General features: G+C 72.7%; 21 protein-coding genes. 14 read left to right on the top strand and 7 right to left on the bottom strand.

All coding sequences use genetic code 11. The annotated features are described in order from the left end of the window. Nucleotides 1–48: 48 nt before the first annotated feature. Complete coding sequence (locus tag ACH4UM_RS28250; RefSeq protein ID WP_398185031.1) at nucleotides 49–858, bottom strand: PhzF family phenazine biosynthesis protein; 810 nt, start codon at nucleotides 856–858, stop codon at nucleotides 49–51. 166 nt (nucleotides 859–1,024) lie between these two features. Here ACH4UM_RS28250 and ACH4UM_RS28245 point away from each other — a divergent pair, with 166 nt between their 5' ends. Then, complete coding sequence (locus ACH4UM_RS28245; protein WP_398185028.1) at nucleotides 1,025–1,660, top strand: PadR family transcriptional regulator; 636 nt, start codon at nucleotides 1,025–1,027, stop codon at nucleotides 1,658–1,660. A gap of 129 nt (nucleotides 1,661–1,789) precedes the next feature. Here ACH4UM_RS28245 and ACH4UM_RS28240 read toward each other — a convergent pair whose 3' ends face one another. Beyond that, nucleotides 1,790–2,218, bottom strand: coding sequence for an SRPBCC family protein (locus ACH4UM_RS28240; protein ID WP_398185025.1), 429 nt, complete (start codon nucleotides 2,216–2,218; stop codon nucleotides 1,790–1,792). A gap of 261 nt (nucleotides 2,219–2,479) precedes the next feature. On the opposite strand from ACH4UM_RS28240, the gene ACH4UM_RS28235 reads away from it, so the two are divergent. The 3 genes from ACH4UM_RS28235 (at nucleotide 2,480) to ACH4UM_RS28225 (ending at nucleotide 5,372) form a co-directional block, all read left to right on the top strand. After that, a complete protein-coding gene (locus ACH4UM_RS28235) occupies nucleotides 2,480–3,082 on the top strand; it encodes a Clp protease N-terminal domain-containing protein (RefSeq protein WP_398185022.1) in 603 nt (200 codons plus the stop codon). Nucleotides 3,083–3,234: 152 nt separating this feature from the next. Continuing rightward, nucleotides 3,235–4,239, top strand: coding sequence for an EamA family transporter (locus ACH4UM_RS28230; protein WP_398185020.1), 1,005 nt, complete (start codon nucleotides 3,235–3,237; stop codon nucleotides 4,237–4,239). Nucleotides 4,240–4,421: 182 nt separating this feature from the next. Beyond that, on the top strand, nucleotides 4,422–5,372 hold the full coding sequence (locus tag ACH4UM_RS28225) for a DMT family transporter (protein WP_398185017.1): 951 nt from the start codon (nucleotides 4,422–4,424) through the stop codon (nucleotides 5,370–5,372). A 39-nt stretch (nucleotides 5,373–5,411) separates the two neighbouring features. On the opposite strand, the gene ACH4UM_RS28220 is transcribed toward ACH4UM_RS28225, so the two are convergent. Both ACH4UM_RS28220 and ACH4UM_RS28215 read right to left on the bottom strand, forming a co-directional pair. Next, nucleotides 5,412–6,044, bottom strand: coding sequence for an FMN-binding negative transcriptional regulator (locus tag ACH4UM_RS28220; RefSeq protein ID WP_398185014.1), 633 nt, complete (start codon nucleotides 6,042–6,044; stop codon nucleotides 5,412–5,414). Continuing rightward, nucleotides 6,044–6,730, bottom strand: a complete 687-nt coding sequence (locus tag ACH4UM_RS28215; RefSeq protein ID WP_398185011.1) for a pyridoxamine 5'-phosphate oxidase family protein — start codon at nucleotides 6,728–6,730, stop codon at nucleotides 6,044–6,046. The genes ACH4UM_RS28220 and ACH4UM_RS28215 overlap by 1 nt, the downstream gene beginning before the upstream one ends. Before the next feature lie 35 nt (nucleotides 6,731–6,765). On the opposite strand from ACH4UM_RS28215, the gene ACH4UM_RS28210 reads away from it, so the two are divergent. Beyond that, nucleotides 6,766–8,097 (top strand): aminotransferase class I/II-fold pyridoxal phosphate-dependent enzyme, encoded by a 1,332-nt coding sequence (locus ACH4UM_RS28210; protein ID WP_398185008.1) that lies wholly within the window; start codon nucleotides 6,766–6,768, stop codon nucleotides 8,095–8,097. A 330-nt stretch (nucleotides 8,098–8,427) separates the two neighbouring features. On the opposite strand, the gene ACH4UM_RS28205 is transcribed toward ACH4UM_RS28210, so the two are convergent. Continuing rightward, on the bottom strand, nucleotides 8,428–9,453 hold the full coding sequence (locus tag ACH4UM_RS28205) for a DMT family transporter (RefSeq protein ID WP_398185006.1): 1,026 nt from the start codon (nucleotides 9,451–9,453) through the stop codon (nucleotides 8,428–8,430). A 74-nt stretch (nucleotides 9,454–9,527) separates the two neighbouring features. Between ACH4UM_RS28205 and ACH4UM_RS28200 the strand changes: the two genes are divergently transcribed. Further along, nucleotides 9,528–10,430 carry a LysR family transcriptional regulator gene (locus ACH4UM_RS28200; RefSeq protein WP_398185003.1) on the top strand — a complete coding sequence of 301 codons (903 nt, stop codon included), beginning with the start codon at nucleotides 9,528–9,530 and terminating at the stop codon, nucleotides 10,428–10,430. A 197-nt stretch (nucleotides 10,431–10,627) separates the two neighbouring features. Here ACH4UM_RS28200 and ACH4UM_RS28195 read toward each other — a convergent pair whose 3' ends face one another. Then, nucleotides 10,628–11,095 (bottom strand): pyridoxamine 5'-phosphate oxidase family protein, encoded by a 468-nt coding sequence (locus ACH4UM_RS28195; protein ID WP_398184999.1) that lies wholly within the window; start codon nucleotides 11,093–11,095, stop codon nucleotides 10,628–10,630. Between the two features lie 170 nt (nucleotides 11,096–11,265). Here ACH4UM_RS28195 and ACH4UM_RS28190 point away from each other — a divergent pair, with 170 nt between their 5' ends. Beyond that, nucleotides 11,266–11,916 carry a cysteine hydrolase gene (locus ACH4UM_RS28190; protein ID WP_398184996.1) on the top strand — a complete coding sequence of 217 codons (651 nt, stop codon included), beginning with the start codon at nucleotides 11,266–11,268 and terminating at the stop codon, nucleotides 11,914–11,916. A 15-nt stretch (nucleotides 11,917–11,931) separates the two neighbouring features. Here ACH4UM_RS28190 and ACH4UM_RS28185 read toward each other — a convergent pair whose 3' ends face one another. Next, complete coding sequence (locus tag ACH4UM_RS28185) at nucleotides 11,932–12,420, bottom strand: Rieske (2Fe-2S) protein (protein WP_398184994.1); 489 nt, start codon at nucleotides 12,418–12,420, stop codon at nucleotides 11,932–11,934. A gap of 239 nt (nucleotides 12,421–12,659) precedes the next feature. Between ACH4UM_RS28185 and ACH4UM_RS28180 the strand changes: the two genes are divergently transcribed. From ACH4UM_RS28180 to ACH4UM_RS28150, 7 genes are all read left to right on the top strand, one after another. Then, a complete protein-coding gene (locus ACH4UM_RS28180) occupies nucleotides 12,660–13,424 on the top strand; it encodes a HipA family kinase (protein WP_398184991.1) in 765 nt (254 codons plus the stop codon). Then, nucleotides 13,421–13,870, top strand: coding sequence for a DUF3037 domain-containing protein (locus tag ACH4UM_RS28175; protein WP_398184988.1), 450 nt, complete (start codon nucleotides 13,421–13,423; stop codon nucleotides 13,868–13,870). Before ACH4UM_RS28180 ends, ACH4UM_RS28175 begins: the two co-directional genes overlap by 4 nt. Before the next feature lie 125 nt (nucleotides 13,871–13,995). Then, entirely contained in the window at nucleotides 13,996–14,757 is a 762-nt protein-coding gene (gene fabG / locus ACH4UM_RS28170) for a 3-oxoacyl-ACP reductase FabG (RefSeq protein ID WP_398184985.1), read from the top strand. A 12-nt stretch (nucleotides 14,758–14,769) separates the two neighbouring features. Beyond that, nucleotides 14,770–15,528, top strand: coding sequence for an SDR family oxidoreductase (locus ACH4UM_RS28165; protein ID WP_398184982.1), 759 nt, complete (start codon nucleotides 14,770–14,772; stop codon nucleotides 15,526–15,528). Between the two features lie 209 nt (nucleotides 15,529–15,737). Next, entirely contained in the window at nucleotides 15,738–17,315 is a 1,578-nt protein-coding gene (locus ACH4UM_RS28160; RefSeq protein WP_398184979.1) for an ABC transporter substrate-binding protein, read from the top strand. Between the two features lie 92 nt (nucleotides 17,316–17,407). Further along, nucleotides 17,408–18,094, top strand: a complete 687-nt coding sequence (gene ung / locus ACH4UM_RS28155; RefSeq protein WP_398184976.1) for a uracil-DNA glycosylase — start codon at nucleotides 17,408–17,410, stop codon at nucleotides 18,092–18,094. Between the two features lie 199 nt (nucleotides 18,095–18,293). Further along, nucleotides 18,294–18,812 (top strand): hypothetical protein, encoded by a 519-nt coding sequence (locus ACH4UM_RS28150; RefSeq protein ID WP_398184973.1) that lies wholly within the window; start codon nucleotides 18,294–18,296, stop codon nucleotides 18,810–18,812. Nucleotides 18,813–18,842 lie beyond the last annotated feature (30 nt).

Genomic DNA, 18,842 nt, shown 5'->3' with positions numbered 1-18,842 from the left:
AGCACGGCAAGGGGCGTACGGAGCTGCCGTACGCCCCTTCGTCGTACCTCAGGCGAGCAGCTCGCCCTCGATGACGGTGACCGCGCGGCCGGTGAGCAGGGTGCGGTCGCCGCGCAGTCCGGTACGGACCAGGCCGGAGCGGGGCGAGGCCTGCAGACCGGTGAGGTCGGGGCGGCCCAGGCGCTCGGACCAGTAGGGGGCCAGGGCGGTGTGGGCGCTGCCGGTGACCGGGTCCTCGTCGATGCCGACGTTCGGGAAGAAGCACCGGGAGACGAAGTCGTAGCCGCGGGCCGGGTCCTCGGCGCGGGCGGTGGCGATGATGCCGCGCGCGGAGTAGGCGGCCAGCGCCTTGTGGTCGGGGGCGAGGCGGCGGACCGTCTTCTCGTCGGCGAGCTCCAGCACCAGGTCGCCGACGTGGGGCCCGGTGTCGAAGGCGCTGTGTGGCTCGGCGCCGAGAGCCGCGGCGACCCCGTCGGGGACATCGACCGGCGTGAGCGGCGCGGTGGGGAAGTCCAGGGTGATCGCGCCGCCTTCGGCGGGGATCGCGACCAGCACACCGCTGCGGGTGGCGAAGCGCACGCGGCCCTCGTGCGCGCCGGTGGCCCGCAGTACGTGAGCGGTGGCGAGGGTGGCGTGACCGCACATCGCGACCTCGGTGGCGGGGGTGAACCAGCGCAGCGCCCAGTCGGCCTCGCCGCCCGCGGGCAGCCGGTGCGCGAAGGCCGTCTCGGCGTGGTTGACCTCGAGCGCCACCTTCTGGAGCCAGTCGTCCCCGGGGAAGTCGTCCAGGAGCAGGACGCCCGCTGGATTGCCGGCGAAGGGCCGGTCGGTGAAGGCGTCGACGATTCGAATCCGCATGCCCCGACGTTACGGGTCGTGCGCGGCGGTGCGACAAGGCCAATCCGCGGTCCGCGGCCCCAGTTGCAGGGAAAGGCCGCAGCTCCGCAGGGGGTTGTCAGCCGAGGCTGTTCCGATATATCGTTGAGGTATCGCGACAGATCAACGATGGAATGGAGTGGTGACGATGCGCAGCCATGGATTCGAGCGTGGGCACCGGCAGGACGGCCCCCGGGGCGGCTTCGAGGGGCGACGGGCGGCCTTCGGGCCCTTCGGTCCGGGCGGACCGGGTTTCGGTCCCGGCGGTCCCGGCGGTCCCGGCTTCGGGCCGGGTTTCGGTCCCGGTCCCTGGGGCGGGCGAGGGCGCGGCGGACCGCGCGGCAGGGCACGGCGCGGTGATGTGAGGGCCTCGATCCTGGCCCTGCTGAAGGACCGTCCCATGCATGGTTACGAGATGATCCAGGAGATCGCCGAGCGCAGCGGGGGCGCGTGGAAGCCGAGCCCCGGCTCGGTCTACCCCACCCTCCAGTTGCTGGAGGACGAGGGCCTGATCGCCAGCGCGAGCGAGGGTGGCAAGAAGCTGTTCTCGCTGACCGACTCGGGCCGCGCCGCGGCCGAGGAGGGTCCCGAGGCGCCTTGGGAGGAGGCCTCGCGCGGAGTCGACTGGGAGGCGCTCGGCGAGATCCGCCAGGCCGGTTTCGGTCTGATGGAGGCCTTCGGCCAGGTCTGGAAGACCGGCAGCAAGGAGCAGCGTGAGAAGGCGCTCACGGTCATCAACGACGCCCGCAAGAGGCTGTACCTGATCCTCGCCGACGAGGACTGAGGGTCATCAGGGCTGAGGGTCATCGGTTCCGGGTGGCCGGGACCGGCGGCCGGAACGAGGCGCCCCGTGGAGCGGTCCGCGGGGCGCCTTCGTGGGCAGGGGGGCGCGTACGTGCGGAAGCGTGGGACCTCAGGACACCCGCCCGGCCAGCTTCCGCAGCGACTCGTTCAGCGCCGCCGTGGCCGAGTCCCTGAGCCTGCCCGCCATCAGCGACACCGCTGCGCCCGTGAACTCGCCGTCGATGCGCACCGTCGTCGCATCCCCGTCGGGTGTGAGCGTGTAGCGCGTGGCCAGGTTCACGGCCATCGGGCCCTTGCCGCGGATCGCGAGCAGGCGGGCCGGCTCCACCGTCTCGATGGTCCACTCGACCTCGGCGGGGAAGCCCATCAGCTTCATGTTCTCCTGGAAGGTCCCGCCCGCCGCGAGCGACTCGGGGCCGCCCTGGGGAAAGCTGGTGTGGGTCGCGTTCCACTCCCCGTAGGAGGGCCAGTTGGTGAGCTGGGCCCAGATCTTCTCCGCGGGCGCGCCGATGCGGGCCTCCGCGCTGACTTCGGCCATGCGACCACCCCTTCTCGTCGGTGCTGCGCCGGGCGCAGCGAGGGTGTCGCGGAACGTAGCCGCAGGGCCCGGAACATTCAATACTGATGGACCATCAGGAATGGTGGACACTGTGCGGTGTCAAGGTCGCACCTGTGCGGGGTCGGCCTGATCTCATCCGTAAGGAGGAGATTCCGGCCACCCGAGTCCACTCCCCGTGGGACGCAGAAATGCTTCCCGCCGGCGATGACCGGAGCCGGAGAGGCTGATGGGCTGGGAGTCGTGCAACCCCGTACTTCCCGGCAGCCGGCCGACGAGCAGGACACCCGCCGCCCGGACGACGACGGCCGGCTGAGCGCCGAGCTGGCGGCGGTGGTCTCCGGTGCCCGCAGGAGGGCCGTGCGGGACGGGGACCGGCAGATCGACACCGCCCATCTGCTGCACACGCTCCTGGAGTCGGACCCCGAGGTGCGCGCGGTCTTCGCCGGCGGCCCGCAACTGGCCCGGCTGCTCGGCTACCTGGTGCAGCGCAGCATCGGCTACGGACTGCGCTGGCAGGGCACGGTCGAGGATTCCGGTGCCCTGCCCGTGGTGACGGAGTCCGGCGACGGTTTCTCGCCCGTGGCCTCGGCCGCCGTGGAGTACGCCTGCCGGCGCGCGGTCCGGCGCGGTGACGACCTGGCACGCGGTGTCGACCTGCTCGCCGGGATCGTCGTGGACCGGCAGGCGCGCGCTGTGGAGGTGCTGGTCCGCGCGGGCATCGACGCGGGCGACCTCGCCGCCCGCGTCGACAACGATGCCAAGGACTGCCCCGAGGAGTGCCCCGAGGAGTGCGCCGGGGAGTGCGCCGGGGAGTGCGCCGGGGGCGGCGGAGCCGTCTGCTGAGCGGTACGGGACCGGGCTGACGTCCGATGCCCGATGCGTCCGATGTCCGACTCGTCCGATGCCCGGGCAGCCGGTGGTGCCCGGCGCCAGCGCGTCCACCCGGTGAGACAGGTGCCATTGGGGGTGACGCTCATGTCGTCGCCTGTCATCATGTGCCGGTGTCTACGTCTCGGATCACTCAGGGCCGCCCCGGCAAGGGCGTCGGGCTCGGGCTCGCGCTCGTGTCCGCGGTGGCCTTCGGCGGGTCGGGCGTCGCGGCCAAGCCCCTGATCGAGGCAGGGCTCGACCCGCTGCACGTGGTGTGGCTGCGCGTCACCGGAGCCGCCCTCGTCATGCTGCCGCTCGCCGTCCGGCACCGCGCGCTGCTGCGCCGCCGCCCCGCCCTGCTCGCCGGCTTCGGACTGCTCGCCGTGGCGGGCGTGCAGGCCTGCTACTTCGCCGCGCTGTCCCGGATCCCCGTCGGGGTCGCGCTGCTCGTCGAGTACCTGGCACCCGCCCTGGTGCTCGGCTGGGTCCGGTTCGTGCAGCGACGGCCGGTCACCAGGGCCGCCGCGCTCGGCGTGGTCCTCGCAGCCGGCGGACTGGCCTGTGTCGTCGAGGTCTGGTCCGGGCTGAGCTTCGACGCCCTCGGGCTGCTGCTCGCCCTCGGGGCCGCCTGCTGCCAGGTCGGGTACTTCGTCCTGTCCGACCAGGGCGGTGACGCCGGTGACGCGGCCCCGGAGCCGCTCGGCGTCATCGCCTACGGTCTGCTCGTCGGCGCGCTCGTGCTGACCGCCGTGGCGCGCCCCTGGGCCATGGACTGGGCGGTGCTCGCGCACACCGCGCACATGAACGGCACCCCGGTCCCGGCCGCCGCGCTGCTCGTCTGGATCGTGCTGGTCGCCACGGTGCTCGCGTACGTCACCGGAGTGCTCTCGGTGCGCCGGCTCTCGCCGCAGGTGGCGGGCGTGGTGGCGTGCCTCGAGGCGGTCATCGCGACCGTGCTGGCCTGGGTGCTGCTCGGCGAGCGTCTCTCCGCGCCGCAGGTCGCCGGGGGTGCCGTCGTGCTGCTCGGGGCGTTCATCGCGCAGTCGTCGGCTCCCGCCAAGGGCTCGGCGGAGCCGGTCGTGCGCGGCGGCGCGGAAAGGGAGTTGTCGGCCCGCGGAACCGCGGCCTAAGGTGCCGATCATGCATTCGGACGCACTCGTTCTTCCGCCCCCGGCCGCCTGAGGCGGGCCCCTGAGTGACCGAGCCCGGCGCGCAGCCGGGCCGAACGGTGCTGCCCGCAGAAGTCGCCGGCCCCGCCCGAGCGGGGTCGGTCCTCCTTCCCGAACTTCTGCACCTCGCGCGGAGAGAACTCGTGTCCCAAGCTTCCCCCGGCCTGCCCGTCGGGCGTGGTCTCCTCTATCTGATCGTCGCCGGTGCCGCCTGGGGCACCGCGGGCGCGGCCGCCTCACTGGTCTACCGGTCCAGCGACATGGGGCCGGTCGCCCTGTCCTTCTGGCGTTGCGCCGCCGGCGTCGTGCTGCTCGCCGCCGCGCGCCTGCTGCGCCCCCGCGTCCGGCCGACGACGCCCGTGCCGCCGGCCGGCCGGCTGCTGCGGGCCGGTGCCACCGGGGCCGGCCTCGCCGTGTTCCAGACCGCCTACTTCGCCGCCGTTGCGGCCACCGGCCTCGCCGTGGCCACCGTCGTCACCCTCGGAGCCGGACCCGTGCTCATCGCGCTCGGCGCCCGGCTCACGCTGCGCGAACGGCTGGGCCGGGCCGGCCTGACCGCCGTCGTCGGCGCGCTCGCCGGACTCGGCGTGCTGGTGCTGGGCGGCGGCGGTGCCACGGTACGGCCGTGGGGCGTGCTGCTCGCCCTCCTGTCGGCGGCCGGTTACTCCGCGATGACACTGCTCACCCGCTGGTGGGGCCGGGCCGGCGGGGCCGGCGGCTCCGGGACGACCGTGGGGGCCTTCGCGGTGACCAGTCTGTGCCTGCTGCCGTTCGCGCTGGCGCAGGGGCTGGTGCCGCACACCGCCGAACCCGGCCGGCTGCTGTGGCTGCTGGCCTACATCGCGGCGGTCCCCACGGCCCTCGCGTACGCCCTCTACTTCGCGGGCGCGGCCGTCGTCCGCTCGGCCACCGTGTCCGTGATCATGCTGCTGGAGCCGGTCAGCGCGGCCGTGCTGGCCGTCGCGCTGCTCGGCGAGCGGCTGACGGCGGCGACTCTCGCCGGCACGGCGCTGATGCTGGGGTCGGTCGCCGGCCTCGCGGTGGCGGAGGCGCGGGGGGCGCGGGCCGTGGCGGGGGAACCCGTCCTCGTGTGACGAGGGGTGAGTCGCGGCGGCCCCGTCACATGAGGGCGCTCACGCCCCGCTCCGGCGCAGCAGATGCTCCCGGGCCGCCGCGTCGCGGGGGCCGCCCCGCTCCGCCAGACCCGCCGCGACACGGCCGCGCACCTGCGTGGACCGCTTGCCCGCGTACTTGAACTTGCCCCGTACAGCGGTCACTTCCAGCCGCAGCCCGCGGATGCCGGACAGCAGCCGGCCGTACGGCGCCTCGCCCGCCGCGGCCCGGGCCGAGCCGCCCTCCGGCTGGAAGTGGCCCAGCTGCCGGTTCAGCAGCTCGGCCTTCTGCGCCGGATCGTCCACGACGTGCGCGGTGCACCGGAGCTGGACGGCGGTGTAGAAGCTCGTCGGCACGCCGTGCTCGGGCGGGGCTCCCGGGTCCGCCTGCCAGGGGCCGGGGACGTACACGTAGTCGTCGACCACGCTCAGCAGCACCTGCGGGTTCGCCTCCAGGGCGGACCAGAGCGGGTTGGGGCGGGCGAGGTGGGTGACGGCCTCGCCGTGCTCGGGGGCGTAGGCGAAGTGCAGGGGCTGGACGAGGGGCGGCTCGCCGGGCGGGCCGTTCACGGCGAGCTGGCCGAAGTCGTGGTCGGCGAGCCACCGCCGCCACTCGGCGTCCTCGCGGGGCGCGTCCCAGGGATGGACGAGCATCACAGGGCCGTCAGATAGCCGGGGAGCTCGGTCCCCGGGGCCAGGCCGGCGTCGGCGAGCGGGGTGCCGTACTCCGTGCGGACCGGGACCACGCCGGCCCAGTGGGGGAGGGGCAGGTCCTCGGGCTCGTCGTTCACGCCGCCGGTGCGCAGCTTGGCGGAGACCTCGGCCAGATCGAGGCGGAGCACGGCGGTGGCTGCCAGCTCCTTGGCGTTGGCGGGACGCGAGTCGGCCGCCCGGCCCGGAACCACGTGGTCGACCAGCGCGTCCAGCGCCGCCCGCTTCTCCTGCGGGTCGGTGACCTGGTGGGCGGTGCCGTGCACCACGACGGACCGGTAGTTGATCGAATGATGGAAGGCCGAGCGGGCCAGCACCAGGCCGTCGACATGGGTGACCGTCAGGCAGACCGGGAGGCCCGGGCCGGCCTGGCCGGCCGTGCGCAGCGGGCGCGAGCCCGTCGAGCCGTGCACGTAGAGCCGCTCGCCGACCCGGCCGTACAGCGTCGGCAGCACCACGGGCGCGCCGTCGCGGACGAAGCCGAGATGGCAGACGTAGCCCTCGTCGAGTATCGCGTGCACCAGCTCCTTGTCGTAAGCGGCCCGGTCGGCCGAGCGGGCCGGCACGGTGCGGTCGGTAGGGGGGTAGACGGCGGTGGGCGACGAGGTCGGCGGCTGGGTTCCCGGCATTGCGATCTCCATTGCACTAGTGCATAATCTACTTTGTGCTAGGAGGATATCGGATCGAGGGCCGACGTGCCGCGGAGATCGCGGCGAGCGTCGAGCGGGCGGTGGGCTCCGGGGCGCTGGAGCCGGGTCAACTGCTGCCGCCCATGCGGGAGTTGGCCGTCGAGCTCGGGGTCAATCCCAACACCGTCGCGGCCGCGTACCGGGTGCTGCGCGAGCGTGGGGTCATCGAGACCGCCGGGCGGCGCGGCAGCCGGGTGCGGCCCGCGCCCGCCACGACCGGGCGGGACCACATTCGCGTGGACGTGCCCGAGGGGGTGCGCGACGTCTCGAGCGGCAATCCGGACCCGGCTCTGCTGCCGCCGCTGGCGCCGGCGTTCGCGGCGGCCGCGGCGCAGGCCGACCGTGAGCCGGTGCTGTACGGGCAGCCGGCCGCCGAGCCGGAACTGGCGCGCCTCGCACGGGCCGCGCTGGACGCCGACGGGGTGCCGGACGGGCCGCTCGCCGTCCTGTCCGGCTCGCTGGACGGCGTCGAACGCGTCCTTGCCGCCCACCTGAAGCCGGGGGACACGGTGGCGGTCGAGGACCCCGGGTGGGGCAGGACCCTCGACCTCGTACCGGCGCTCGGGCTGCGCACGGCCGCCGTCGGCGTCGACGACGAGGGGCCGCTCCCCGACGACGTCCGCCGTGCCCTGGAGGACGGCGCGCGGGCCCTGATCGTCACGGACCGGGCACAGAACCCCACCGGTGCCGCGCTGAGCGCCAGGCGCGCCCGGGCCCTGCGAGCCGTTCTGCGGGAGCACCCCGAGGTCCTGCTGATCGAGGACGACCACGCCCATGGCATCGTCGACCTGCCCCTGCATCCGCTCGCCGGGGCGACCCGGTACTGGGCGTTCGTGCGCTCGGTCGCCAAGGCGTACGGGCCCGACCTGCGACTGGCGGTGCTCACCGGGGACGAGGTCACCGTCGACCGGGTCCGTGGCCGGCAGAGGCTCGGTCCAGGCTGGGTGAGCCTGCTGCTGCAGCGGGCCGTGGTGCGGCTGTGGGCGGACGGCGTACTGGACACGCGCGCGGTGGCGGCGGCGTACGCGAGGCGGCGCGACCTGCTGATCGGCGCCCTGGCCGGGCGCGGGGTCGCGGCCCACGGGCGCAGCGGGATGAACGTGTGGGTGCCGGTACCGGACGAGACCGGCGCCGTCGCCCGTCTGCTGCACGCCGGCTGGGCCGTCGCCCCCGGTGCCCGATTCCGCATGGGCGCGGCGCCGGGCGTGCGGATCACGGTCTCCACGCTGAGCGAGGAGGAGACGGAACGGCTGGCGGAGGCGGTGGCGCAGGCCCTGGGCCCGGCGCCAGCGCGGAGTTACGTCTAGTGCTGCGACCGGAAAGGTTCACCGGCTCGCGACGCCCGGCACGGCACCTCGCCGCGTTGTGTCACATCACCCGAGTACATCCAGCACGCCGGCGATGGCGATGCCCCGCCCTGCGATGCTCCGCACCGGACGCCGCGAGCTTTCCGGCAAACCTTTCCGGCCACAGCACCAGGCCCCTCGGCGCGGGCAGCCGGGGTGGGTGAGGCCCGAACGGCAGGCCCGCCGGAAGCGATGTTCGTACCCCTCCCGTCCTTTCCCTCCGGTCCTTCCGCGTCCGCCCCGGCGAGGACGCCGAGGGCGAGCGGCAGGACCACCGCCTCGACGCGCGTCCTACGCCCGGGCCGCCCGCTCGGGCCGGCAGGTCTGCTCCGCAGGCCCCGGTGTGGGCAGGGCCGGGCCCTCCGGCTCGCGTGTTTCGGGGCGGGCACTCCTGGGCCGGGCCTGGGTCAGTGCCGCGCCCGCCAGGACGACGACCGCGCCGACCGGGGTCGACCAGGTCAACCGCTCGCCGAGCACGGCGACACCGGCGGCGGTGGCGATGATGGGGACGAAGTACGTGACCATCTGGGCCGTTGTCGGGCCGACCTCGGCGACCAGGCCGTACTGGACGAGCATCGCAAGGCCCGTGCCCAGGGCGCCCAGAGCGGCCACCGCGAGCAGCGGCGCGAGGGACAGGTGGCTCGGCAGATGGGTGAACAGTGGTGTGACGACGGCAAGTTGCACGGTGGCCAGCAGCAACTGGCCGCCGGTCAGCGACAGATGTGACTCGGGCGAGCCCGCCAGGGTGCGCCGCACGTAGATCCACCCGACCGGGTAGCTCAGCGATGCCAGCAGCGCCATCGCGGTGCCGCCGGCGTCCAGGCCGTGGAAGCCCTGCCAGGCGCCCAGCACCGTGAGCACCCCGAGGAACCCCAGACCGAGCCCGGCGAACCGCAGCCGGGTCGGACGGTCCTCCGAGAGGGCGACCAGGGACAGGGCCATGCCCCACAGCGGCGAGGTCGCGTTGCAGATGCCGGCGAGGGTGGACGGGATCGTCAGCTCCGAGTACGCGAAGAGCGAGAACGGCAGCGCGTTGAGGAAGAACCCCGCAACCGCCAGGTGCCCCCAGGTCCGCGCACCGCGCGGCAACCGCTCCCGCTTCACGGCCATCGCCGCCGCCAGCACCGCCGTGCCGAACAGCAGCCGCCCCAGTGTGACCTGGAAGGGGGCGAAGCCCTCGGTGCCGACCTTCATGAACAGGAAGCTGAAGCCCCAGATCAGCGCCAGGAAGGCGAAACGTAGCCGCCAGGGCAGGGGGCGGCGGACCCGTCCGGCCGGGTCGGCCGGGGTCTGCGAGGAGACGGTCGCGGTGCTCATGGTCGTACGATGCCCGGCCATGACCTCGTAGCACAATCGAGAATTTGCGCGCGGTATCTCGTAGCATCGCTTACATGTTGAACCTGGAGCGCCTGCGCACCCTGGACGCCCTCGCCCGGCACGGCTCGGTCAGCGGCGCGGCGGAGGGACTGCACGTGACGACATCGGCCGTCTCCCAGCAGATGGCCAAGCTGGAGCGGGAGGTGGGCCAGCAGCTCCTCGCCAGGAACGGCCGGGGCGTGCGGCTCACGGACGCGGGCCGGCTGCTCGCCGAGCACGCGGCGCGGATCCTGTCGCAGGTCGAGCTCGCCCAGTCGGACCTGGAGGCCCAGCGCGGGCAGGTGGTGGGCGAGCTGCGCCTGGGCGGGTTCCCCACCGGCGCGCGCGGGCTGTTCCCGGCGGCGCTCTCCCGGCTGCGCGTCCGGCACCCGGGGCTGAGGGTCACCACCGCCGAACTGGAGCCCGCGCCCGCCGTGCGCGCCGTGCTGCGCGGCGACGTCGACCTGGCCGTCGTCCTCGACTGGTACAACAAGCCGCTGCCCGTACCCGACGGGCTCAGCCGGGCCCCGATCCTCGACGACCCGGCCGACGTGGCGCTGTCCGCCGCGCATCCGCACGCGGACCGCACCGAGGTCGACCTGGAGGACTTCGCGGACGACGACTGGATCACCTGGGGCGAGGCCGAGTTCTGCCACGAGTGGCTGCTGGACACCCTGCGCTCCAAGGGTGTCGAGCCGCGCATCGCGCACCGCGCCGAGGAGCACGCCACCCAGCTGGCGCTGGTCGCCGCGGGCCTGGGGGTGTGCGTGGCGCCGCGCCTGGGCCGGGGCCCGCTGCCCGCCGGCGTGCGCACCGTCCCGGTGCGGCACTCGGTGCGCCGGCACGTCTATGCCGTCTGGCGGGCGGACGCCGACCGCCGCCCCTCCATCCGCGCGGCGGCCGACGCCCTGCGGGCGGCGGGGGAGCAGATCGGCTGAGGTGCACGGGCACGGGCGGACACGGGCACGGACATGGGCACGGACACGGGTACGGACACGGACACAGACGCGGGCGCAGGCGCGCGCGAATGCCGCAGGACCCGGCCCCGGGCCGCCCGCCTGCGCCGACCTACCGGCCACGCCTGCGCCGAACCCGTCCCGCCTGCGCCGACCGGGCCCGCCCTGCGCCGCCGCCTCTACGCCGAGCCCAGCTTGCGGAAGTCCCAGGAGACGATCTTCCCCGGGGTCAGCCGGACCCATGCGTGGCGGCCGTCGTGCGGCATCTCCTCCAGGCCGAAGTTCTTGCGGGCGAACAGGGTTTCGGGGACGTCGAGTTCGGCGCACAGCTCACCGGTGCGCGGAGCCTCGCCCACGAACTCCACCGTGCCGGACAGTTCCACGCCCCGCAGCTGGTCGTACTCCTCGCCCGTGTCGACCACGATCGCCACCCGGGGATCGCGGCGCAGATCGGCCCAGCGCTTGCTGCGCACCACCGAGTACAGCCACAGCGAGGTGCCGTCCCAGGCGAACCACAGGGCGCTCACGTGCGGGGCGCCGCCGGTCGACACCGTGGCGACCCGGCAGGTGCGCTGGCCGGTGAGGAACTCGTCCAGTTCACCCGGCGTCATCATGATCTTCCGGCCCCGGCGCTGTGTGACGGTCATGCGGCCCCCTCTTCTCTTCTCCCACGTCGTGCCAGAGGACGACCGGAACTCCGGGACCCGGGTCCGGCAGAGATCCTCTGACATCACGTCAGAAAAGGATGGTGCGTCTTCCCCCGTCACGCAATGGTGGTTAGGCTCACCCGCCCACACCGCCGGCGACTGGGGGCGCCATGCCGTCGTACGAAGCGCTCAGCGAACTCCTCGATCCCGCCGCCACCGTCCTGCTCACCGTCGAGTGCCAGCAGGGTGTCGTCGGACCGGACGGCGCGCTGCCCGAACTCGCTTGTGCGGCCCGCTCCTCGGGTGCCCTCGCCAACGTCGCCCGGCTGGTCACGGCCGCGCACGAGAGCGGGATCCAGGTGATCCACGCCCTCGCCGAGCGCCGCCCGGACGGCCGGGGCGCCAGCCGCAACGCGCGGCTGTTCCGAGCCGCCGAACGGCTGCCCGTGCGGCAACTCGCAGGCACCGCGGCCGTGCGGGTCGCGGCCCCGATCGAGGTCGCCGAGGAGGACATCGTCGTACGCCGGCTGCACGGCCTGTCGCCGGTCCAGGGGACCGAAGTGGACGCGCTGCTGCGCAACCTCCGCTGCCGCACGCTGATCGTCACCGGAGTCTCGGCCAACGTGGCCGTCCCCAATGCCGTGTTCGACGCCGTGAACCTGGGCTACACCGTCCTCGTGCCCACCGACGCCATCGCGGGGGTGCCCCCCGACTACACCCCCGCGATGATCCGCAACACCCTCGCCCTGGTGGCGACCCTGGCGACGACCGACGAGGTGCTGCGCTGCGTCAAGCGGCCCCGGCGGGCCGGCCGGGAGTGAGCCAGCGTGTGAGCGTCAGGCCAGTTTGATCTCGTCGCCGGCGACGGAGATGTTCTTGGCGGGCAGCGGCTGGGTCGCCGGGCCCTTCTTCACGCTGCCGTCCGCGGCGGAGAACTCGCTGTGGTGGCACGGGCAGCTGATCACGCCGTTGGCGATCCGGTTCACCGCACAGCCCTGGTGGGTGCACTTGGACGAGAACGCCTTGAACTCGCCCTTCGTAGGCTGGGTCACCACCACGCCGTGGCTGCCGAACACCTTGCCGCCGCCCTCGGGGATGTCGGCGGTCTTCGCGAGCACGGCCCCGCCGGAACCGGCCGCCGCGCCGTCGCCGCCCGTCCCGCCGCCGCTCGCGTTGCTGCCGTTCTGGGTGGTGGACGAGCCGGACGACGACTTGTCGTCCGAACCGCACGCGGTCAGCGCGACGGCGAGCCCCGCCGCGCCCACCGCCGCCACGACCGTGCGGCGGGCCGGTGTCCCCTGGGGCTGAAGCGATTCGCTGGTCATGCTGACGTTCCCTTCCGAGCAGGCTGCTTAGATCGGTGCATCTGCACAGGGGTACGGTCGGCGGATATCAGGCGTTCAGCCGATGCCCAGATCCCGACTTGCCGGGGATCGGCCGGGATCGGCCGTGTGTGGGCCGGGGCCGGACGGCCGTCGGCCGGGATCGGCCGGGTATGGGCCGGGTGCCGGACTGCCATCGGACGGGCGCAAGGCGGCGGTTGGGACGCCAGTAACCTGGGGCGATGCTCAAGGAAGTCATCGCGACCCGCTACATCACGCCGCTGCGTGAGGGCGGCTCGCTGCCGGGACTCGTCGAGGCCGACGATCTGGGGACGTACGTCCTGAAGTTCACCGGTGCCGGGCAGGGCCGCAAGACGCTCGTCGCCGAGGTGGTCTGCGGGGAGCTCGCCCGGCGGCTGGGGCTGCGGGTGCCCCGCCTGGTCACCATCGGCCTCGACCCGGTGCTGGGGCTCGGCGAGCCCGACGAACGGGTGCAGGAACTCCTCAGGTCCAGCAGCGGCACCAACCTCGGCATGGACTTCCTCTCCGGTGCGCTCGGCTTCGACCCGCTCGCCTTCCCGGTGGACGCGCAGGAGGCCGGGCGGATCGTCTGGTTCGACGCGCTGGTGAACAACGTGGACCGCTCCTGGCGCAACCCCAACCTGCTCCGGTGGCGCGGCGGACTGTGGCTCATCGACCATGGCGCCACCATGATCTGGCACCACAACTGGCCCGGGGCGGAGGGCTCCGCCGGGCGCCCGTACGACGCCTCGGACCACGCCCTCGCCTCCTTCGGGCCGGACGTCGCGGCCGCCGCCGACCGGCTCGCGCCCCTGGTCACCGAGGAACTGCTCGCCGAGGTGACCGCCGAGATCCCCGACGCCTGGCTGGCCGGCGAGCCGGGCTTCGACACGCCGGACGACCTGCGACGCGCCTACGCCCGGCCGCTGCTCGCGCGGGCTGCCGTCGTCCACGAGCGCATCAACGGCATCGGGGGGGCCAAGTGAGCGACCACCACATCATCGGCGGGCGTCAGGCGGGCGAGCGCCACATCACCAGGGCGGGGCAGGGCGGTCACCGCGACGTGTTCGAGTACGCGCTGCTGCGCCTCGTTCCCCGTGTCGAGCGCGGCGAGTGCATCAACGCCGGGGTGCTCGTCTACTGCCGGGCCAAGGCCTACGTCGGCGCCCGGACGCACCTCGACGAGGCCCGGCTGCTGGCCCTCGACCCGGAGGCGGACGTGGCCGGGGTGCGGGCCGCACTCGGCGCCGTGGAGGGGGTGTGCGCCGGCGGGACGGCCGCCGGGCAGGCCGCGGGCGACGACCCCGGGCGGCGGTTCCGCTGGCTGGTCGCGCCCCGCTCCACCGTCGTCCAGCCCGGTCCCGTGCACACCGGGCTCACCACCGACCCGGCCGCGGAGACGGAACGGTTGCTGGACCTCCTGGTGAGGTAATGGATCACATGCACGTGGTGTGCCGTTGACACCGGGTGCCAGGGCTTCTAGCGTCACATCCACCGAAGGTACTAAGCGGTCGCTCACCGCAGATCAGGTTCTCTCTAGGGCGAGGAGAAACAGCAATGTCCACCACTGAGCAGCGGGTAGCCGTCGTCACCGGTGCCGCGCGCGGTATCGGCGCCGCCACCGCCGTACGACTGGCAGCCGAGGGTCGCGCGGTCGCCGTGATCGACCTCGACGAGGCCGCCTGCAAGGACACCGTCGAGAAGATCACCGCGGCCGGCGGCAGGGCCATCGCGGTCGGCGCCGACGTCTCCGACGAGGCACAGGTCGAGGCGGCCGTCGCGCGGATCGTCGAAGAGCTCGGCGCGCCGACCATCCTCGTCAACAACGCGGGCGTCCTCCGCGACAACCTGCTGTTCAAGATGAGCGTCTCCGACTGGGACACCGTCATGAACGTGCACCTGCGCGGGTCCTTCCTGATGTCGAAGGCCTGCCAGAAGCACATGGTGGACGCGGGCTTCGGCCGGATCGTCAACCTCTCCTCGTCCTCCGCGCTCGGCAACCGCGGCCAGGTCAACTACTCCGCCGCCAAGGCCGGCCTGCAGGGCTTCACCAAGACCCTCGCCAAGGAACTCGGCAAGTTCGGCATCACCGCCAACTCCGTCGCCCCCGGTTTCATCGCCACCGAGATGACGAAGGCCACCGCCGACCGCGTCGGCATGGGCTTCGAGGACTTCAAGGCCGCGGCCGCCACCCAGATCCCGGTGCAGCGCGTCGGTGAGCCGGAGGACATCGCCAACGCCGTCGCCTTCTTCACGGGCGACGCGGCCGGCTTTGTCTCCGGCCAGGTGCTGTACGTCGCCGGCGGACCGCTCAACTAAGGAACCTGGAACATGACTTCCGTGGAACTCTCCGGCAAGGTCGCCCTCGTCACCGGCGCCAGCCGCGGCATCGGATACGGCATCGCCGAGGCGCTGGTGGCCCGGGGCGACCGGGTGTGCATCACCGGCCGCAACGAGGACGCCCTCAAGGAGGCCGTCGAGCAGCTCGGCGCCGACCGGGTCATCGGTGTCGCGGGCAAGGCCCACGACGAGACGCACCAGGCGGAGACCGTCGAGCGCGTCATGGAGGCGTTCGGCCGCGTCGACTACCTGATCAACAACGCCGGTACCAACCCGGTGTTCGGCCCGATCGCCGACCTCGACCTGAACGTGGCGCGCAAGGTCTTCGAGACCAACGTGATCTCCGCGCTCGGCTTCGCCCAGCGCACCTGGCACGCCTGGCAGAAGGACAACGGCGGTGCGATCGTCAACATCGCCTCGGTCGCGGGCCTCGCGCCCTCGCCCTTCATCGCCGCCTACGGCGTCAGCAAGGCCGCGATGATCAGCCTGACCCAGCAGCTGGCGCACGAGTTCGCGCCGAAGGTGCGGGTCAACGCCATCGCCCCGGCCGTGGTGAAGACCAAATTCGCCGCGGCCCTGTACGAGGGCCGCGAGGAGGAGGCGGCCGCCGCCTACCCGCTCGGCCGGCTCGGCGTGCCCTCCGACATCGGCGGCGCGGCGGCGTTCCTCACCTCCGCGCAGTCCGACTGGGTGACCGGGCAGACGCTCGTCGTCGACGGCGGCATCTTCCTCAACGCGGGGGTTGGCTGACCGTCCGGGCGCTGTTTCCGTTGAGGTGACAATTTCCTTGTCCCCCTTGACGGAAACGGCGCCCGTGTCGACGCAGGACCCCTGGCACAGGCGGATGACAACGTAGTCAATCACGTGCTGATCAAGACCCTGTTCATAGCGGGTTCACCGGGCGGGGTGCTGCGGTATGGTCTGCCGACCCTTGGTATGGCGGATCGAGGAGCGAGCGCGTGTTCAACCGGAATCGATGCCTGCGGCCAGTGGTGGCCATAGCGTCCATATCCCTGGTCGCAGGGTGCAGCGTCCTTTCCGACGGCAACCCGAACGACAAGGGACCGATCGTCGTGGGGACGACCAGCGCCCCCAGCACGCTGGATCCGGCTGCCTCCTGGGACCAGTCCTGGGAACTTTTCCGCAACATTTACCAAACCCTGCTCAACTACCCCGTCGGCGCGACGACGCCGCAGCCCGACGCGGCCCAGAGCTGCCGGTTCACGGACAGCTCCAACACGGTCTACAGCTGCGAACTGCGTTCGGGCCTGACCTTCTCCGACGGGCACCAGCTGGACGCGCAGGCCGTCAAGTACTCGATCGACCGGATCAGGAAGATCAACGTCAACGGCGGGCCCGCCGGCCTGCTGGACAGCCTTGACCGGGTCCAGGTGGTGGGCGCGCGCCAGGTCGTCTTCCACCTGAACAAGGCGGACGCCACCTTCCCGTTCGTCCTGGCCACACCGGGCATGTCGATCGTGGATCCCAAGGAGTACCCGGACGACTCGCTGCGCAAGGACAACAAGGTGTTCGGGTCCGGCCCGTACGACCTGCAGGACTATCAGCAGGGCAAGCAGGCCGTGCTGGCCGGGAACAAGCGCTACAAGGGGTTCGCGGAGCGCAGAAACGATGCGGTGACCATCCGCTACTACCAGGACTCGCGCTCGCTGGCCGAGGACCTGCGCAGCAAGAAGCTCGACCTCTCGTTCCGTGGCCTTGCCGCCGACGACGTCATCGGCTTCCAGCGCAACGACTCCAGGGACATGGACGTCATCGAGGGATCGACCAACGAGATCGAATACCTGGTGTTCAACCCGAAGGACCCCTGGGCGGCCAAGCTTGCCGTCCGCAAGGCCGTCGCTCAGGTCATCAACCGGAGCGCGATCGCGCACGACGTCTACAAGGACACCGTCGAACCGCTGTACTCCATGATCCCGGCCGGCCTGACGGGGCACACCACCGCCTTCTTCGACGACTTCGGCGATCCCAGCGTCACCAAGGCCCGCAAGCTCCTCACCGACGCCGGTATCACCCAGAAGGTGCCGCTCACCCTCTGGTACACCACCGACCGTTACGGCTCGGCGACCGCCAAGGAGTTCCAGGAGATCAAACGCCAGCTGGAGGACTCCGGCCTGTTCACCATCACTCTGCACGGCCGCCCCTGGAACACGTACGTGGCGGGCTACGAGAAGGGCGAGTACCCGGTGTTCGGGCGCGGGTGGACACCCGACTTCCCCGACCCCGACAACTTCGTCGCGCCGTTCGTCGGCCGGCAGAACGCCCTCGGTACGCCCTACCCGGCACCCGAGATCACCGGCACCCTGCTGCCCCAGTCCCGCCGCGAGAGCGACCGTGGCAACGTGGTGAGGGAGTTCGGGGAGGCTCAGAGGATCCTTGCCGACGATGCGCGGCTGCTGCCGCTGTGGCAGAGCAAGCTGTACATGGCCGCACGGGACGACATCTCCGGCGCGGAGCAGTCGCTCGACCCCTCAGCGATCATGATGATGTGGGAGCTGTCCCGCAAGACCAGCTGGTAGTCCGGGGCCCGCTCCGGGGCGCGGGCACGTTGTCAGTGGTCGCCTGTAGGTTCTGAGGCCTGGAAGTGACCGCACATCGTGAGGACGTTGACGTGACCGACATCGCCATGCTGCCCGAGTCCTGGCGCGGGGTTCTGGGCGACGAGCTGCAGCAGCCCTACTTCAAGGAGCTGACCGAGTTCGTCGAGGGGGAGCGGGCGAGCGGCCCGGTGTACCCGCCGCGCGAGGAGGTCTTCGCGGCGCTGGACGCCACGCCGTACGACAAGGTGAAGGTCCTGGTCCTCGGCCAGGACCCCTACCACGGCGAGGGACAGGGGCACGGCCTGTGCTTCTCGGTCCGTCCCGGGGTGAGGATCCCGCCGTCGCTGCGCAACATCTACAAGGAGATGCACCAGGAGCTGGGCACGCCCGTCCCGGACAACGGCTACCTCATGCCGTGGGCCCAGCAGGGCGTGCTGCTGCTGAACGCGGTGCTCACGGTGCGCGGCGGCGAGGCCAACTCCCACAAGGGCCGGGGCTGGGAGCGGTTCACCGACGCGGTGATCCGCGCGGTGGCGGGCCGGCCCGACCCGGCGGTCTTCGTGCTGTGGGGCAACTACGCCCAGAAGAAGCTCCCGCTGATCGACGAGAGCCGGCACGTGGTGGTCAAGGGCGCGCACCCCTCGCCGCTGTCGGCCAAGAAGTTCTTCGGCTCCCGTCCGTTCACTCAGATCAACGAGGCGGTGGCCCGGCAGGGTCACGAGCCGATCGACTGGCGGATCCCGGACCTGGGCCGCTGACGGGGTCGTGGGAGCGGCGGAACGCCCGCGGCTCCCGGACCTCTCCCACGACGGGTGACGGCCCGGCGGATCGAGGCCGCGGGCGGGCAACGGTGACCGGGCCACGCGGATGGGCGTGCCGGTCCCCGCGTCTGCGGCATGATCCGCCGGACAGGCCCTAGCGTCGGAGGCGTCGGTCGGGGACAGGCTGGAGGGCACGGTGGTGGAGCGACAGGAACGGGCGGCGTCGGACGCCGTGATGACGCGGATCGGACAGGGCGTCATGCTTCATCACGCCGGTGACCGAGAGGAGGCCCGGGGCCGGTTCCTGGACCTGTGGGCCGAGATCGGCGAGGACGGCGACCCGCTGCACCGCTGCACGCTGGCCCACTACATGGCCGACACCCAGGACGATCCCGCGGACGAACTGGCCTGGGACCTCAGGGCGCTGTCGGCGGCCGAGGAGCTCACGGACGACCGGCTCGCCGAGCACGAGGGCGCCCCGGCGGCCCGCGCCCTGTACCCGTCCCTCCATCTGAACCTCGCCGCCGACTATGCCAGGCTCGGCCGCTCCGAGGCCGCCCGCGCCCATCTCCACCGTGCCCGCGGTGCGGCCGACGCCCTCCGGGGCGACAGCTACGGCGACGGGGTCCGCGCGGCGATCCACCGGCTGGAGCTGCGGCTGGGGGAGGGCGGCCCCGGAAGGGAGCCGGGGGGCCCGCCACGGCAGCGGTCCTAGGACCGGCCGGTTCCGCGGGCCGGTTCCTGC

Source organism: Streptomyces sp. NPDC020801, assembly GCF_044334385.1.
Classification (GTDB): domain Bacteria; phylum Actinomycetota; class Actinomycetes; order Streptomycetales; family Streptomycetaceae; genus Streptomyces.
Note: the sequence above shows the minus strand (reverse complement) of the source record. Positions and strands in the feature narration are given on the sequence as shown.